10 protein-coding genes and 1 pseudogene are annotated in these 17275 nt (G+C 58.0%); 5 read left to right on the top strand and 6 right to left on the bottom strand.

Translation table 11 applies throughout. The features are described from left to right. Positions 1 to 12: 12 nt before the first annotated feature. The 5 genes from QWJ34_RS08785 to QWJ34_RS08765 all read left to right on the top strand — a co-directional run bounded on the left by QWJ34_RS08785 (position 13) and on the right by QWJ34_RS08765 (position 9763). A complete protein-coding gene (locus QWJ34_RS08785; protein WP_302727019.1) occupies positions 13 to 966 on the top strand; it encodes a glycoside hydrolase family 43 protein in 954 nt (317 codons plus the stop codon). A 135-nt stretch (positions 967 to 1101) separates the two neighbouring features. Then, positions 1102 to 2832 carry an extracellular solute-binding protein gene (locus QWJ34_RS08780; protein ID WP_483314255.1) on the top strand — a complete coding sequence of 577 codons (1731 nt, stop codon included), beginning with the start codon at positions 1102 to 1104 and terminating at the stop codon, positions 2830 to 2832. A gap of 178 nt (positions 2833 to 3010) precedes the next feature. After that, the gene (locus QWJ34_RS08775; protein WP_302727017.1) at positions 3011 to 3970 is read left to right on the top strand and encodes an ABC transporter permease; all 960 of its coding nucleotides are present in this window, start codon (positions 3011 to 3013) and stop codon (positions 3968 to 3970) included. Positions 3971 to 3989: 19 nt separating this feature from the next. Further along, positions 3990 to 4892 carry a carbohydrate ABC transporter permease gene (locus tag QWJ34_RS08770; protein ID WP_302727016.1) on the top strand — a complete coding sequence of 301 codons (903 nt, stop codon included), beginning with the start codon at positions 3990 to 3992 and terminating at the stop codon, positions 4890 to 4892. A 251-nt stretch (positions 4893 to 5143) separates the two neighbouring features. Then, complete coding sequence (locus tag QWJ34_RS08765; RefSeq protein WP_302727014.1) at positions 5144 to 9763, top strand: S-layer homology domain-containing protein; 4620 nt, start codon at positions 5144 to 5146, stop codon at positions 9761 to 9763. 85 nt (positions 9764 to 9848) lie between these two features. On the opposite strand, the gene QWJ34_RS08760 is transcribed toward QWJ34_RS08765, so the two are convergent. The 6 genes and pseudogenes from QWJ34_RS08760 to QWJ34_RS08730 all read right to left on the bottom strand — a co-directional run bounded on the left by QWJ34_RS08760 (position 9849) and on the right by QWJ34_RS08730 (position 17152). Beyond that, entirely contained in the window at positions 9849 to 10364 is a 516-nt protein-coding gene (locus QWJ34_RS08760; protein WP_302727013.1) for a hypothetical protein, read from the bottom strand. Positions 10365 to 11126: 762 nt separating this feature from the next. Further along, positions 11127 to 11933 carry a response regulator gene (locus tag QWJ34_RS27100; RefSeq protein WP_368046396.1) on the bottom strand — a complete coding sequence of 269 codons (807 nt, stop codon included), beginning with the start codon at positions 11931 to 11933 and terminating at the stop codon, positions 11127 to 11129. Beyond that, positions 11926 to 13170 carry a sensor histidine kinase gene (locus tag QWJ34_RS08745; RefSeq protein ID WP_302727011.1) on the bottom strand — a complete coding sequence of 415 codons (1245 nt, stop codon included), beginning with the start codon at positions 13168 to 13170 and terminating at the stop codon, positions 11926 to 11928. The genes QWJ34_RS27100 and QWJ34_RS08745 overlap by 8 nt, the downstream gene beginning before the upstream one ends. 254 nt (positions 13171 to 13424) lie before the next feature. Beyond that, complete coding sequence (locus tag QWJ34_RS08740; protein WP_302727010.1) at positions 13425 to 13916, bottom strand: GyrI-like domain-containing protein; 492 nt, start codon at positions 13914 to 13916, stop codon at positions 13425 to 13427. Positions 13917 to 14089: 173 nt separating this feature from the next. Further along, positions 14090 to 14458 (bottom strand): annotated as a pseudogene (locus tag QWJ34_RS08735) (helix-turn-helix transcriptional regulator); the annotation flags it as partial. Between the two features lie 240 nt (positions 14459 to 14698). Continuing rightward, the gene (locus QWJ34_RS08730) at positions 14699 to 17152 is read right to left on the bottom strand and encodes a carbohydrate-binding domain-containing protein (RefSeq protein WP_302727008.1); all 2454 of its coding nucleotides are present in this window, start codon (positions 17150 to 17152) and stop codon (positions 14699 to 14701) included. Between the last annotated feature and the right edge of the window lie 123 nt (positions 17153 to 17275).

Below are 17275 nucleotides of genomic sequence, written 5' to 3'. Positions count from 1 at the left end.
AGGAGTACGCAAATGACGAACAGCTTAACGTTTCGCAACCCGGTGGCCGCAAAATCGGCCGATCCCTGGGTTTATCGGCACACCGACGGCTATTACTACTTCATGTGTACGCTGGGCAGCCGGCTGGATCTTGTACGCTCGGCGCGCCTGACGGAAATCGCGGACGGCGAACGCAAAACGATCTGGGCGCCGGAACCGGGCGGACGCCACAGCCACAACTTGTGGGCGCCGGAGATCCATTACCTGGACGGCAAATGGTACATCTACTACACCGCCAACGACGGCGGAGGCGACGACACCCGCCAGGTGTGCGTGCTCGAGAACGAACACGCCAACCCGCTGGACGGAGAATGGACATGGCGGGGCGCGCTCCCGACGCCGTCTCCGGGACTCGACGGCTCGGTGCTGAAGCATCGCGGACAGCTTTACTTCCTGTACGCCGGCTACGGCAATTTCCCGGATTACGGTTCGGCGGTCTACATCATGCGCATGACCAACCCGTACACGATCACCGGCGAACAGGTGCTGCTGACGGCGCCGACGCTGGACTGGGAGAAGCAGGGCGGCATGGCGATCAACGAAGGCCCGGTTATACTGTATCGCAGCGGTCGCTTGTTCATGGTCTACTCGGCCAGCACCACCTGGTCCGAAGATTACGCGCTCGGCATGCTGACGATGGACGAGAACGCCGATCCGATGCTGGCGTCTTCCTGGACCAAGTCGGAGCAGCCGGTTTTCCGCAAGAACGTCGAAGAGAAAGTGTTCGCCACCGGGCACAACAGCTTCACCGTTTCCCCGGACGGCACGGAAGATTGGATCGTGTATCACGCGCTGTCCGCTCCCGGCGAAGACACTTCGCTGCGCGCGACGCGCATTCAGCCGTTCGGCTGGAAAGCCGACGGAACGCCGGACTTCGGCTCGCCTGTGGGCGACGAACATCCGATTCCGCTCCCTTCCGGCGAGTAGGACGAGCGCCCGCTATCGGGCACATCCAAAAATTTGTCCATAAGACCGGAAAATCCGTCAATTGCGGGTGTTGGATGAAAGCGTTACCATTTAAACAGACAATAAACTAAAGAGAGCAGGGGGATCGACATGGAAATGAAAAAATTCGCGAAGCGCGTGTGCAGTCTGGCAGCGGTATCGGTACTTGTCGTTTCGACGGCGTGCAGCAGCGGCGGAAGCAAGACCGAAGAAACCGCCAAGACGGACCCGGAAGCCACCGGCAAAGTCGAGCAGGTTGCGTTTACCGATATCAGCGGCGATATCCGCGGCAACGAGAAACCGACGCAGGAACAGCTCGACGAAGTCAACAACACGCTCAACGATACATATCTGGGCGATATCTTCGACCAAACGATCCCGAGCGACTACTCGGCGTATCCGTTCAAGGAAGATGTTACGCTCGACGTCTGGATGCCGGCCAACACCAACGTGCCGGACATGAACAAACAGGTCGTGCAGGATCAGGTGGAGAAGCTGACGGGCATCAAAGTCAACTTCATCACGCCGCCGGTCGGCCAGGAAGCGGATGCCTTTACCCTGATGATCTCCTCGGGCGAACTGCCGGACATTATCATCGATCCGGGCCGTTACCCGGGCGGGCTCGAAGCGGGCCTCAACGACGGCGCTTTCCTCGACCTGACCGACCTGATCGAGAAGAACGCCCCGAACTACAACGCATGGCGCAACTCGGACGAAATGCGCCGCAAAACGACCGTCACCGACGACGGCAAACTGCTGGGCATTCACGGCATCGCGCCGTATTCCGAATGGATGTGGTTCGGCATGCTGATCAAGAAAGAAGCGCTGGAGAAAACAGGGCTGGACGTGCCGACCACGGTCGACGAGTGGCATACCTTCCTGACCAAAGCCAAAGAAGTCGGCTACTCCGAACCGCTCAACTACGGTTCGACGTACGGCCAGATCTTCACCGGCATCCTGAACGGCGCTTACGGCGTATGGGATTGGACGTTCATTGACAAAGACGGCAAAGTGCAGTGGGGCCCGGCCCAGCCGCAGGCCAAAGAATACCTGACCACGATGCAGCAGTGGAACAAAGAAGGCCTGCTGAACCGCGACTGGGCGACAGCGGACTTCAACCAGCGCATGGCGACCGCCATCTCGGATAAAACGGCGGCCATGATGGACTCCCCGGACACCATGTGGAGCTACTGGAAACAGCAGAACGATATCGACTTCGTCGGCGCGCCGAACCCGGTACTGAACGAAGGCGACCAGCCGCAGGTCAGCTACAAGAACTTCATGAGAGCCGGCACCAGCGCGGCGATCACGACGCAGGCCAAGAACGTGGAAGCGGCGATGGCGTTCCTCGACTTCGGCTTCAGCAAGAAAGGCTGGGAACTGCTGAACTACGGCGAATACGGCAGCGTCCACCTGATCGACAAAGACGGCAAACCGTACTTCCCGGCCGACAGCTACATCTACAAAGATCCGGAAGGACAGCCGGTCGCGACGACGCTGCACAAATACCGCATGCACAGCTGGCCGGATATCCGCGACGAGCATAACTCCAACCCGCTCATCGTGGCCGAAGGCAGCTACTCCGGCGATATCCGCAAGACCTGGACGGAAGAAATGGATTCGAGCATGACCATGCCTCCGATCACGTTCACCCAGGCGGAAGCTTCCCGCGAAGCGGAACTCGGCAACCAGCTGGCCACGCTGCGCAGCGAATATTTCGCCAAGATCATCATGGGCGAGATGCCGGTGGATTCGTACGACAAGTTCCTCCAGGAAGCGCAGAAGATGGGTCTCGACGAGTTCCTGAGCCTGCACCAGGCGGCGCTCGACCGTTACAACCAGCGTTAATCCGCAGTCTCAAACCTGCATAAGCCAAAAAAAGTTCGCACACGCATCGGTTCCTGCCCGTCTCCGGAAAGCTCAAGCTTCCCGGGACGGATCGGACCGATTCGCGTTTTGCGCGCAATCCACGGCGCATAATCGGATTGATCGCACGAAAGAGAATTTACGGGGAGGTGACTGACTGGTGCTTACGCTGCGGAAAAACAAAAAGATAGCCGTCTCCGAACGTCCGAACACCGCGATGGTCATCAAGAAAGACGTTCGTAAAAACTGGTTTCCTTATTTACTCGCTATTCCGGTCCTCGTCTGGTTTATCGTTTTCTGCTACGGACCGATGTGGGGCGTACTGATCGCGTTCAAAGATTACAAGCCTTTGCTCGGCTTCGCCGACAGCCCCTGGGTGGGCATGAAGCACTTCGTCGACTTTTTTCAGGGACCGTACTTCTGGCGCGTCATCAAGAACACCCTGCTGCTGAACCTGTGGGGAATCGGCTTCGGCTTTACGGCCCCGATCATCCTGGCGCTGCTGCTGAACGAAATCCGCAATAAAATGTTCAAACGCACCGTGCAGACGATCACGTATATGCCGCACTTTATCTCGCTCGTCGTCGTGGCCGGCATGATCCATATCTTCACGGCCGACGAAGGCATTATCACGCAGGCGCTGCAGTGGATTACGGGCAAAGAATATTCGTCCCTGCTCGGCTATTCTTCGATGTTCCGGCCGCTTTACGTCTTCTCCGGCATCTGGCAGAGCATCGGCTGGGAAAGTATTATCTACCTGGCTGCGATGGGCTCGATCGATACGTCGCTGTACGAAGCGGCGGATATGGACGGAGCGAACCGGCTGCAGAAAATGTGGCACGTCACGCTGCCGCAGATTACGCCTACCATCGTCATTTTGTTCATCTTCGCGGTCGGCGGCCTGATGGCTTCCGGTTACGAAAAAATCATCCTGCTGTACAACCCGCTCACGTACGACACGGCCGACGTTATCGCGTCCTACGTCTACCGCCGCGGTCTGCGCGAAGCCAGCCTGAGCTATTCGACGGCCGTCGGATTGTTCAGCGCCGTGATCAACTTCGGCCTGCTGTGGATGACCAACAGTATCGCCAGACGCAAATCCGAAGTCAGCTTATGGTAGGAAGGGGAGGAATGACAAAATGGTCCAATACAAATCGCTGGGCAACCGGCTGTTCGACGGCGCGATCTATCTGCTGCTCACCGTTCTGACTCTGATCTGCCTGTATCCGATCGTGCATATCCTGTTCGCCTCCATGAGCAATCCGGGGCAGTTGGTCGCGCACAAAGGACTGCTGCTGTCCCCGCTCGGCTTCACGCTGGACGGCTACAAGCTGATCTTCCGGGACAACGCCCTGCTCGTCGGCTACGGCAACACGCTGCTCTACGTGGGACTCGGCACGGCAATCAATATGGTCATGACGATCATGGGCGCTTATGTGCTGTCCCGCCGCGAGCTGTTCTTCAAAAAGTACATCATGATCCTCATCACCATTACCATGTTCTTCGGCGGCGGCCTGATTCCGTGGTTCCTGCTGATGAAAGACATCGGCCTGTACAACAATATCTGGGCGATGGTGCTTCCGGGCGCGATCAACACCTGGAACATGATTATCCTGCGCACCGGCTTCCAGGCGCTGCCGCAGGAGCTGGAAGAAGCCGCGACGATCGACGGAGCGAGCCAGGCGCGCATCCTGCTCAGCGTCATTATCCCGCTGTCCAAAGCGACGCTGGCCGTTATCTTCCTGTACTACCTGGTCGGCAACTGGAACTCCTGGTTCAATGCGATGGTCCTGCTCCAGGACCGCGTCAAGTTCCCGCTCCAGCTCTTATTGAAAGAAATCCTCGTCGCCAACGACACCAGCGCGGCCACCATGGGCAGCGCCGGCGGCGTCGTGATCGACAGCGCGGGCAGCGCCACCGCCTACCGCGAACTGGTCAAATACTGCACCATCGTCGTCTCGACGCTCCCGATCCTGGTCGTATATCCGTTCCTGCAAAAGTATTTTGTAAAGGGCGTGTATGTGGGGTCGATCAAGGGGTAAGGCGCTTTGCCACATTCCGGATAGCTTTTCTCAAAAAAATCCTGCCGAAACAGAAGCTCATTCTGTTTCAGCGGGATTTTTACTGTTGAAAAAAAGATATATTACATTTTTTAACACTTCGCTCAGTTTTCCTCATCGAATGTCTCTGTACCTTCTTTATCCCATTTTTTTGCTTTGCAACCTGCATGTCAATCCCTGGCCTTTTTTTGCGAAAATAGCAAAGTATCGAATTATGAGACGGGAGGCAACCTATGTTCAACAAGCTCGGAAAACTCGGATTATCGTTCATGTTACTGGTCGCATTCATCCCCGTAATGACCGCTCCTGCGTATGCCGCCGGACCGCCGTTTAATCAGACGAGCAGCTTTGTGATTCAGACCGATGTTCAGTCGGGACAAGGTTTTTACGTGCAGGATATACAAGGGCTGCCCAACGGCAGCACCGCTGTATTAACCACTCCTTCAGGCTCTTCCTCCTACCAGAATTTGAAAGTGTATAATACTGCCGGAAGTCTAATCAGCAATACGAGCCTTAACCCGCTTATGGATACTCGTTATCAAAGTATGGCAATCAGAATGAAGACACTCAGCAGCGGCCGGATTCTGATTGAATACAATAAGAGCATGCTCCAAAGCAATCCCTCACAAGGAACGGTTACGGAAAGCGCACCCGGTGCCTACTTTATGATTTTGGACGAGAACGGCAACAAAGTCTTGCAACAAACCAAAATCAATACCTTCAACCAGGCCAGCTCACCTAAGCTCACCGAATATGTAACGATCGCGGAACTATCCAACGGAAACATCATCTTCTCCTACCGTCGAAATGACAATGCCACTCTGGCGACCCGAATTTTCACGCCTAGCGGCGTTGCCGTCACAAATGACACTCTGCTTGAGACTACGGATTCAAGAACGGCGCAGATTAAAGCGGGCAATGGCAATTATGTAGTGGCTTATCTCGCCGGTGGAGCCTCAAATAGCGTTTATCTAAAGTTCTTCAATAACGATGGATCACTTATCACGACAAAGGAAATCAATGACGGAAGCAGCAAACCCGAAGTATTTCTTGAATCGCTGTCAAACGGGAATTTTCTATTTGGAACGTATAGATATACTTCGGGCAATACCAGCCTCAGAATCTATGACGGAAACGCAACTGAACTCAAAACATTCTCAATTCAGGGGTCCATGACGAATGGCGTGACGGCTCCTTATAAAAGCGGCAGCTTTTCCGGCTTCGTGACTCTCAGCATAGACGCAGCATCCAAGGCCGGGGAAGAAAATGCGAACGCAACCGGCCAAGCTTATGAAGGTACGCGGTACGCGAATTTAACTTATTACGATGATTGGGGCAATCTGATATCTACCACCGAAAAAGTGGATTCAGGTCCAATCGCTCTAAAGGATTATGACCCGGGGATGGGATACTTTGAGACTCAATACGGCCCTGAATTCAGGTTGTTCTCCGGTTATGCCAACGGTGTCGGAATTTGGAATCAACAGGAATTGCCCAACTATCACTACTCGATCAGAGTAAAAGCATTCGACGTAGGATCTTCACAAGAACAAACTCCGGCAGCGGTCATTAATTACGCGACGGAACGATTGACCGGATTGATTCCTTTCGCCATGTATACTATAGACGGTACAGGGGTAACAGCCGATCCAAACGGCAGCTTGGCGATTGGAGAGTCCCTGCTCGGCAATACGATTAAACTCGTCAAGAAAGGCAACAACACATCTAGTACAGACAGCGAAGAACAGTCGATCGTCCTCCCTTCCCGCCCGGCAGTCCCGACGGGAATCAGCGCGAAGGATGAGACATCCATCAACGGCAATAACGGGATATTGACCGGCGTCACATCGGCTATGGAATACAGACGCAGCAATGGGACATGGAGCGCCGGAACGGGATCGGACGTGACCGGTCTCGCACCGGATACGTACGAGGTCCGAACCCGGGCAACGGCCTCGACGTTCGCTTCCGCTGCGACTTCGGTGACCATAAAGACCTTTGTGGCTCCACCGGAAAATACGCCAAATGCCCAGATCGATTATGAGACGGAAAAGTTGACAGGGCTGGCGCACAACAGTGTATACGTTATCAATGGCTTTGACACAGTGATAACAGATGCAGACGGCAATCTTCCCATCCTCAATGCCTGGTTCAATACGACAGTGCGGATCATGAAGACTGGCAACGGTTCAACTACGGCAAACAGCGCGGAACAGTTCCTTCAAATCTCCGGGCGGCCGCCGGTTCCATCCAACATCGTCAAGACGGACGAGTCAGCGATCAATACCCAGGATGGGACGTTGGCCGGAGTAGACTCCACGATGGAATACAAGCGTGGCGAGAACGGGACATGGACAAGCGGTACCGGTTCAACCCTTACCGGATTAGCACCGGATACGTATTATGTACGGGTGAAGGGAAGCTCTACCGCCTTCGTGTCTGAGACGATCTCACTGACGATAGGGGCCTTCATGGCCGTGCCAGAATCCATTCCGGCAGGCAGCGTCGATTATGCGACGGAACAACTGACCGGATTGAATGCCAACGCCGCTTACACCGTAAACGGCATCAGCGTCACCACGGATTCAAACGGCAATCTGCTTATCGAAGAAGCCTGGATCAATACCGTGATCGAGATCGTCAAGATGGGCGACGGAATCTATACCAAGGAAAGTCCCGCTCAATCTCTGTCTCTGTCCACTCGTCAGGCGGCGCCGATTGGCGTAGACAAAACGGATGAAACGCTGGCGAATCATAACGACGGAACGTTGATCGACGTCACGTCCGACATGGAATACAAGCGAGCGGCCGATCTCTCCTGGACAAGCGGAACGGGATCGACCATTACCGGACTGACTCCGAACACTTACTTCATTCGGACCAAGGCCACAGCGAACAGCTTCGCTTCCGTGCCTGTCGAACGGGTCATCCTGGCCTCGAACATCGTGGTGCCTCCGGCTCCGGGCGTTACCGCCGACGATGTGAATAATACCATTGTCGGCCTGGATACCTACATGGAATTTTCGGTCGACGACGGCCCTTATATCCGTTATGACGGAACCAACGCACCGAACCTGAGCGGCAGCCATAACGTCAAGGTACGCATAGCGGCGGACGGCCCTGTGCCTGCCGGACCGGCCGCATCGCTCACCTATACGCCGAATGTTCCAGCAAGCGGTCTGACCGTCACCGCCACCGACCCGAGCGGAGCGGAGAACGACGGCAGAACGCGAATCGCCGTCACTCCGGCTCCGACTTCGGGCCATAAGCTGATGTACACCATCTTCAAGGGTGGACAAGCGGTTGTGCCGATTGTCGGAAGTCAATTGACCGGCTATTCCGCCCTGCCAAGCAGCGGGCTTGTGTCCGCAGCGAATGGGAATCTAATCGGAATCGCCGAAGTCGATGCCGACGGTAAGGTCTTGAAGTTCGGCACGGCAGCGGCCGTGGTTGTGGCAGAACCGCCTGCTCCGGGCGGCGGCTCGAATACGGGCAATCCGCCGACGTCGGGAGATACGGGCGGCGGTGGCGGTACCGGCGGCACATCTACCGGTACGACAGGCGGCACGTCTACCGGTACGACAGGCGGCACGTCGACGACCGGAACAGTTAACGTTCTGGTCAACGGCAAGCAGGAGAATGCCGGCACAGCCAGTACGACGACGGCCGGCACGGTAACTACCACGGCGATCACTGTCGATTCGACCAGGATTCAAGACAGACTGAACGCGGAAGGACCGGGAGCGGTCGTCACGATTCCCGTGACGCTCGATTCGAACGTCATCGTCGGCAAGCTGAACGGGCAGATCGTCAAGAATATGGAAAATCAATCGGCGACGCTCGTTCTCCAGACCAATAAAGCTTCTTATACGCTCCCTGCCAAAGAAATCAATATCGAAGCGCTGGCCCGCACGCTCGGCGGCCAGGCGAATCTGCAAAACATCGAACTGGAAGTATCCATCGGCGAAACGACCGCTTCGATGAATCAAACGGTGGCGGCTGCGGCGGCCGAGCGGCAGTTGACGCTGGTCGCGCCTCCGCTGGACTTCAAAGTCACGGCGACTTACAACGGAACAAGCACGGAAGTCACCAATTTCAACGCTTATGTGAAGCGGACCGTAGCGCTGCCCGACGGCATCGATCCTTCCCGCATCACGACGGGCATCGTCGTCGACCCGGACGGAACGGTACGCCATGTGCCGACCAAAGTAACTCGGATCGACGGGAAATACTATGCCGAGATCAACAGCCTGACCAACAGCACGTATTCGGTCGTCTGGCATCCGATGACGTTTGCGGATGTCGCGAACCATTGGGCGAAAGCGGCAGTCAATGACATGAGTTCCCGTATGGTCGTCAACGGGGTCAGCGACACGGCCTTCAACCCCGACGCGGACATCACGCGGGCGGAATTCGCGGCGATCATCGTACGCGGCCTGGGCTTGAAGCTGGGCAGCGGCGAGACTTCATTCGCCGATGTATCGCAAGCTTCCTGGTATGCGGGCGCTGTGCAGACCACATCCGAGTACGAACTGATTGCCGGATTCGAAGACGGCACATTCCGGCCGGATGCCCGGATCACGCGTGAACAGGCCATGACAATCGTCGCCAAAGCGATGAAGCTGACGGGCCTGGCCGACCGCACAGGAGCGGCAAACACAGGCGCACTGAGTGCCTTCTCCGATGCGGATCAGGCGGGCAGTTGGGCCAGAGACAATCTGGCACTGGCCGCCAAGGCGGGACTGATTACCGGACGCAGCGGCGACAAACTGGACGCCAAAGCCAATGTCACCCGCGCCGAAGTCGCCGTTCTGATCGAGCGGCTTCTGAAGAAGTCGGATCTGATCGACTGATACAATTGGACTAACCATCAAACAGGCCGGCTGACGGACGATACTCCGTTAGCCGGCCTTTGTCGGTCATCGGTCCGGTTTTTCATCAAGCGCTCAATCCGGATACGGCTTCCGAACGAATCCGTCTTGCCCGAACCAGCAGACCGACGATGCGGACGAGCAGCATGGAACCCGCCATGAAGATGAACGCCGGTCCGATGATGTACAGATCGAAGTGGTGGAGCTGCGAATATTCGTAAGCCGTTCTGCCGTGGCTCGTTACCCACTGCACCAGGCCGATGCGCAGAATGAACATGATCGACAGAACGCCGACGCTGGCGATGCCTGTTGTGATATAAGTCCTGCGAGTCTTGTTGTCGTATTCGACATGCGACATCAGCAGCAGCAGCGCGCCGATCAATGCGCCGAAAGCGGCCGATGCGGCGAGCACCCAGCCGTTGCTGCCGCCGCTCGGGATATCTCTCAGATAAGTGGCACCAAAATAGCTCATGACCCCGATCGGCAGAATCAGTCGAATCGGATTGAAGACTTTTCGGCCGAACGTGGTCCAGGTCAGAAGAGCGAAAATAGCGAGTGTCGAAATCCAGGTTGCGGTTGTCATTGTTGTTGCCTCCTTGTGTTGTTCTTGGGATGTCTTCATCATATCCCCCGCAAGGAGAAGCCGCGTCCACCGACAGATCGGTTCTAAATTGAAACGTTGTCCATCTGCAGGTGGATGCGCTGCGGCCAAAAATCGGTTATCCACAGCAAAAACGACCTCAAAACTGTCGATTATGGTTATCCACAATGTGCATATCCGTTTTCGGCGCTTTATTTTATCCACAACTCTTCATCCCCGGCTTTCTCTTCACGCAAAAAGAACCGGCTTATGCCGGTCCGGATTGTCGAGAAACGATTGGATGTAAACCTGATTAGCTCGTACTTTGTCAATTTTCAATCCGTGGTTGATGTTCGCCTGAAACGCACACGCTTTAGGTGCGATTCCACCCTGAAACTTCGTACACGGGTCAGGTACGAATCCCAGGCGAAGATAACCTTACCTTTAGCGTTGACAAGGGGGCAGGTTCGATTGGAAGGAAAGGCCGGGGAAAGGGCTTGAGAAATAAAGCAAAGGGCAAGAAGAAACGAAATAGCTGCGTATAGGCCCTTATTCCGGCTCAATCTTACGTTTTCGGGAAAATAACTGCGCTGATACATTTATTTCGATCTTTTTCGCTCCGATTCGGCTTTTGGCTCCCGAATAGCTGCACCTGCGTCGTTATTTGAAAAAATCGAAGGGTTTCGCTCAAAATAAGTGTACCTGTGCCGCTATTTTCCGTTTGGAACAATACCCGGCTTTCTCGACAGCCTGCCGCCGCCCGGCTTATTCCACCATCCCGCTGCGGATCGCGTACACCACCGCCTGCGTCCGGTCCTGCACGTCGAACTTTTGCAGGATGCGATGCACATGCGTCTTCACCGTGCTTTCGCTGACGAACAGCCTGGCCGCGATTTCTTCGTTGCGCAGGCCGTAGGCCATCTGCTGAAGCACTTCCAGTTCCCGCGCGGTAAACGGCTGGAGTGGTCCGGTCTCTTCTCCAGCACTAGCTCCGCTGGCACCTGCTCTGGTGCCGCCGGCCCCGTCGGCGCGGTTTCCGCCGTGCTCGCTGCTCCGGCCGCCGCGGCCGCCCGGGCCGCCCTGCGGCTGCGCCTTCGATTCCGCTCCGGATTCCGAGCCCGACGTCTCCGCCGCGCCCCGTGCCTGCCGCTGAAGCGCCTGGCCGATCAGCTTCGCGGCCAGGGCCGTGCGGAAGATCACTTCCCCACGCAGCGCCGCCCGGATCGCGGCCAGCAGTTCCTCCGGCTCGGTATCTTTGAGCAGATAGCCGACCGCGCCGGCGCGGATGCCTTCGAAGACGTATTCCTCCGTATCGAACGTCGTCAGGATCACAATCCGGCAGTCCGGCTGCCGCGCCAGAATCCGCCGCGCGGCTTCGATGCCGTCAAGCCCCGGCATCTGCACATCCATCAGAATCAGGTGCGGGCGCGACGCTGCCGCAAGCTCGTCCGCTTCCAGCCCGTTCCCGGCTTCCCCGGCCACTTCCATATCCGGCTGCGCCCCGATAATATACTTCATCCCCTGCCGCACAAGCGGCTGGTCGTCCACCAGCAGAATCCGCGCTCTATCCATGCGTCCGCGCCTCCCTATTCGTATCGGCCGCCAGCGGCAGCCGGATCTCGATGCTTATTCCGTGCGGCTCGGCCGCTTCGATGACGCACTCCCCGCCGGCGTCCCGGCAGCGCTTGCGGATGCCGCTCAGCCCGAAGCCTTCGCGCAGCTCTTCGCCCGGCTTGAGTTCGCCGTCGTCGCGGTAATGCAGCGAGACTTCGCCGGCTCGCTGCTCCACCCGGATATCCACGCGCTTCGCGTTCGCGTGCCGGATCGTATTGGTCAGCGCTTCCTGCGTGCAGCGGTAAAGCACGGCGGCCGTTTCCGGCGGCCAGGCTTCGCGCCCCGCTTCCTCGCCCAGATCCAGTCCGATCTTGAGCGAGCCGGCATCGGCGGCCTGGCGAACCAGGCTGCGCAGCGACAGCGCGCCGGCTCCCGTCTCGTCCGCGCCCATATCGTGGACGACGGTCCGCACTTCCTGCATGCAGGCGCGCGCCACGTCCAATACCGTGCGCACGATCCGCTCCGACTCCGCCGGGTCGCTCCCCAGCACGTAGGGCAGCGCTTGAAGCTGCACGATCACCGACGTCAGCCGGTGCCCGATGCTGTCGTGAATATCGCGGGCGATCCGGCTGCGCTCCTCCAGCACGGCGTACCGCAGCGACTGCACGGTCGCCCGCTCCAGTTCTTCATGCGCACGCTGAAGATCGGCGTGCGCTTCGGCCAGCTCGGCGTGCACGACCTGGAGCGCCTGCGTATGCTTGCGCTCTTCTTCCGCATACGCCCGCTGTTCGTCTTCGCGAATCCGTCTGAGCCGGACCAGACGCAGCAGCATATACAGGCCGACATAGATAAACAAGTCCTGCCGGATCAGCGGCAGCCAGGGCTGGCCGCCGTAGAAGACCAGCAGCAGGAACGTCAGCAGCAGCATCGCCGACGCTTCGATCGCGGACAGCCGTTCCGGCAGCTTGAGCGCCATATAGCTGAGCAGAAAGCCCTGGAGCGTAAACAGCAGACCGGTCCGATCGTCGAATGCCAGCCAGTAAACGATCGCCATCGCATAGAGCGCCGCCAATAAAGCGGACAGAACGCGCGACGAAGGGATTCTCGCGGCGGCGTTCAATCCGGCGATATAGCTCAGGCACAGCACGACCGCCGCCGCTCTCGCCGATATCGTTTCGGGAAACTGCGTCCAGAAAATAAACAGCAGAATCAGGCTGACGGTAATACTTCCTCTTCGCGTGTACAACATCTGCATCGGCGCTCTCCTTTCCGGAAACCGTTCCGGTTTGTTCGAAGCTTCCGGCGTCTGCCCGGTACGCCGACCCGGATAAAAGTAAGATTGCGCCCGCTTTTTCGCTTCAGTTTCTACATTCTAGCACAGCGGACGGAACTCCTTGCAGTCCCCGCCCTTCCCTTTTCCCTGCCGAGTTCGCCGCCGAGGCTTGTTCCATGCAAAAAAAGCCCGCCGGAGAAGCCGTTTCTCCCCGCGGGCCTGCGCTTTTACCGCGATTAATCCGCGATCCTGCGCCGGACCGGAATCCAGATCTCCATCTCGTACAGGCCGTCTTCCCGGTCGTACGTCATCTCAAATTCCGGTTCGTTGAGCGATTCGTAATCGCTGGTCGGGAACCATTCGCTCCAGATCCGTTTCCACAGCGAATGGATGTCGCTCTGCCCGTCCGGATACGTTCCGGTCGAGAAGATCGCATACGTCCGGGGCGGAACGGACAGCCGGTCGAACTCTTCGGGCGCGCCGCCCGGCGGCGGCATATACCCGATCAAATACGACATTCGGTCTTCCTGTTTGTGATACAGCACGGCGTGGATCTGTCCGTTCGCCGGCAGCCCGGCGGCCGCGCGAATCCGGTCCACCGTTCCGTCGCCGATACACTGCATCCAAAAGTCGGGAATCTGCTCGAACGGCTGCTCGCCGATATTCCCGATTTCCGTAACCCTGCCGAACATCTCCATACCGCCTTTTTCTTCAATCCTGTAATTCATCTCCGCATCTCCTTAGGGCGTGTCTTCAAATTCGCTGAAGTGCATCTTTTGCCGCCTTTTCGCTCTCTACTGCGTCACTTTCCCTTGACGTGCCCCGGCACGCCTTCGAAAAAGTTCCTTGCCGAGAACGAAAATTCAGCAAAATCTGCTTCCTTCGGAACTTGAAGCCACGCCCTAATTGAAATATGAAAAGACATCCGAGGATAGGCTTTCAGCCGGGCGCCGGGTTTGCGCGCGTCGGCCGGGACGATGCCGTGCATTTTTTTGAACGCGCGCGAAAAAGCTTCGGGCGACTCGTATCCGTATTTCAGCGCGACGTCGATCACTTTGGCGTTCCCCTGTTGAAGCTCGAACGCGGCCAGGGTCAGTCTTCTGCGCCGCACATACTCCGACAGCGGCACATCGGTGATAAACGGAAACATCCGCTGCAAATGATACGTCGAACAGCAGGCGATCGCCGCCGCCCGGCCGTAGTCGATCGTTTCCGCCAGATTGCGCTCGATATAATCCATAACGCCGTTCATGCGATCCAGCCAATCCATACGAACCCTCCTTTCTTCTTCATTGTAGGGACGCGCGCCGCGCAAAGCCTTGCAATCCCTGCACCGAAATGTCGGATCGGGCGGCCTTCGGCGCGTAAGCGGCTGTTCCTTGTTCCTTCTATCATACGACATCCCGCATACGGCAAAAAAAGCGTCCGCTTCCCCCTCGACTTCCGGGAAAAGCGGACGCTTTTATAGATGGGGCCCGGTCTATGGCTTGGCTGCCACAAACCTGCCGGCTTACTTCGTCGTTGTCGTCGTGCTTGTGCTTGTCGAAGTCCCCGACGCGCTCGTGCTGCTCGTCGTGCCGGAGGCGTTCGTACCGCGCGGTCCGCGGTCCGTTCCGTCTCCGCCCATGCCGCCGCCCATACCGCCCATGCCGCTCGGCGCGGTAGTGACGCCGGAAGCGTTCACCCAGGTCGTCGCTTCGCTATCCGAGAATTCGAACGTCGTATACGCCGTGCCGCCGCTGTATGTGCCGCCGGTGTACAGACCGTCGAAGTTCGTGCCGGTCGACTTGCCGCCGGTCGAAACGGTGTACGTTTCGCCTGCTTTCAGCGCCGAAGAGCTGACCACGACGGAGCTGAACGATTTGGCCGGCGCGAAAGTCAGAACGTTGTTGCCGGACGAATCTTCCACGTGCACCAGAGTTCCCGCCGCAAGCGAAGTCGCGAACGTAATGCCCAGCGAGCGCTGGCTGGAAGCCGTGGACGGCGCCTGCGCCATGCCGGAGCTGCCGGAAGCGACGAGCGTGCCGCCGGTAATCGTAAACGTGCCGTCGTAGTCGAGCGGTCCGTTGCCGTTATCCGTCGGGCCGTTGACGATGACCGTTCCGCCGCTCATCTTGATCGAGCCGTTGGAGTCGAGACCGTCGCCGGCCGCGTCGACCGTCAGCGTGCCGCCGGTGATGTTCAGCATCGCGTTGCTGGCGGCCATCATGCCGCCTCCGCCCATGCCGCCGCCCGGCATCTGCGAAGCGGACGAAGTCGCATCGGTCGAAGCCGCGCCGGAAGCCGAAGCGCTGCCGGTGGACGTGCTTGTGGATGCGCTCGTCGACGCGCCTGCCGCCGGAGCGGCCGGAGCCGTCGTAGTCGTATCCGCCGCCGCTGCCGTCGGATCGTCGCCGGCCGCGTTCACGCCGTCGTCGGAAGCGGTCACGTCGATATCGCCGCCTTTGATATTGATTACGAAGCCTTCCAGCGATTCGTAGCTGTCCGTGACGACGATCTTGCCGCTGGAAATCTCCAGCACCGCGTCGGCGTGGAACGCGTCGTCGCCGGTCGCGATATTGAACGTGCCGCCGACGATATTGACGTTGCCGTTGCTGTGCACCGCGTCGTCGGCCGCGTCGATCGTGAACGTGCCTTTGTTGACGACCAATTCCGTTCCGGCTTTGAGCGCCTTCATGCTCTCGGACGTTTCTTCTTCGGTCGTCGCGCTGCTGTCGGTCGTCGTTGTACCGGCCGCCGCATTGCTATTGCCCGCCGGATTCGTCGTGCCGGTCGGAGGCGTCGTCGTGCCGTCGGAGTTGGTCGGAGGCGTTCCGCCCGCGTTAACCTGCGGCGTCGTGGTGCCGTCGGCGTTCGTCGGAGGCGTCATGGCTGTGCCGTCCGCGTTGGTCGGAGGCGTCCAGCCTTCCGGCATTTGCCCGCCGAAGTCTCCGCCGCCCATGCCGCCCGGGCCTTCTTCCGTATGTTCCGGACCGTTCTTGTATCCGCCGCCGGTCACGATATTGAATGTGCCGCCGTCCACGACGAGCGACGTTTCCGCCTGGATGCCGTCGTTTGCCGCCGTGATATCGAATGTGCCGTTCGAGATCGCGACGAAGCCTTTGGCCGTGTTGCTGTCGTTATTGGACTTGATGCCGTCGCCGCCGGCCGTAATCTTGAATGTGCCGTTCTCGATCACGACGCGGTCTTTGCCGACGATGGCGTCGTCCGCGGCTTTGACCGTAATCTTGCCGTTCACGATATTCAGATTGTCTTTGCTGTGGATGCCGTCTTTATAATTGCCCGTCACGTTCAGCGCGCCCGTGCCGTTGATCGTCAGGTTCGTTTTGCTGAAAATGGCCGCATCCGGTTCGTCTTCGCCTTCGGCGAACGTATAGTCCGAAGCGTCGGTAAAGGTATTGGTGGTGCCCGCCGACAGCGTGACGACGACTTTATCCGCCGATTTGATATAGAAAGGCGACGTTGAGTCGTTCGCGACCGTCGCGCCTTTGAGCACGATATGCACATCGTCCGTATCGGCGGCAGCGACGATAATTTGTCCGTCCGTCAGCTTGCCGCTGATAACGTACGTGCCGGCTTTGGAGATCGTGACCGTGCTGCCCGTCGCTTTGGCGCCCGAACCGCTGACCGTCGCTTTGGTATTGTTCAGGGCAATCGTGGTATACGTCGATTTGTTCCACGATACGCCGTAGTCTTTCGTTTTGAGCGTGACGAGATCGGAGACTTTCAGATTCGCGACTTTCAGGTCCGACGCGGAAGACGCGGCGCCGGAAGAGGATGTTGTCGCATCGGCGCTCGTGGAAGCGAGCAGATAGCCGTTGTAGGAACTCCACGACAGCCCCTGGGCGCTGACGCTTGCCGCGCCGCCGGTCAAGAGCAGAACCGCGCCGAGGAAAGCCGCGGTCCGCTTCGCTTTTGCAGTCTGGAACTTTTTCGCTTTTTCGATCTTGGTTGTCTTTTTCATGGGTAAGATTCTTCCTCTCTTCGGTTCGGATTCGTATTGTGCACGCGTTCGTTCTATGCGCAGGCCCGGCCCGGACGCCCTGTAACAGCCGCGCCGGGCCGAATGGTTTGTCTGACGTTGGAC

Source organism: Saccharibacillus sp. CPCC 101409 (assembly GCF_030518235.1).
In the GTDB taxonomy this organism is placed as follows: Bacteria; Bacillota; Bacilli; order Paenibacillales; family Paenibacillaceae; genus Saccharibacillus.
Note: the sequence above shows the minus strand (reverse complement) of the source record. Positions and strands in the feature narration are given on the sequence as shown.

Coding starts and splice junctions, on each gene's coding strand:
- QWJ34_RS08730 (WP_302727008.1), bottom strand. CDS start 17,152: ATGAAAAAGACAACCAAGATCGAAAAAGCGAAAAAGTTCCAGACTGCA.
- QWJ34_RS08770 (WP_302727016.1), top strand. CDS start 3,990: ATGGTCCAATACAAATCGCTGGGCAACCGGCTGTTCGACGGCGCGATC.
- QWJ34_RS08760 (WP_302727013.1), bottom strand. CDS start 10,364: ATGACAACCGCAACCTGGATTTCGACACTCGCTATTTTCGCTCTTCTG.
- QWJ34_RS08785 (WP_302727019.1), top strand. CDS start 13: ATGACGAACAGCTTAACGTTTCGCAACCCGGTGGCCGCAAAATCGGCC.
- QWJ34_RS08740 (WP_302727010.1), bottom strand. CDS start 13,916: ATGAATTACAGGATTGAAGAAAAAGGCGGTATGGAGATGTTCGGCAGG.
- QWJ34_RS08765 (WP_302727014.1), top strand. CDS start 5,144: ATGTTCAACAAGCTCGGAAAACTCGGATTATCGTTCATGTTACTGGTC.
- QWJ34_RS27100 (WP_368046396.1), bottom strand. CDS start 11,933: ATGGATAGAGCGCGGATTCTGCTGGTGGACGACCAGCCGCTTGTGCGG.
- QWJ34_RS08745 (WP_302727011.1), bottom strand. CDS start 13,170: ATGCAGATGTTGTACACGCGAAGAGGAAGTATTACCGTCAGCCTGATT.
- QWJ34_RS08780 (WP_483314255.1), top strand. CDS start 1,102: ATGAAAAAATTCGCGAAGCGCGTGTGCAGTCTGGCAGCGGTATCGGTA.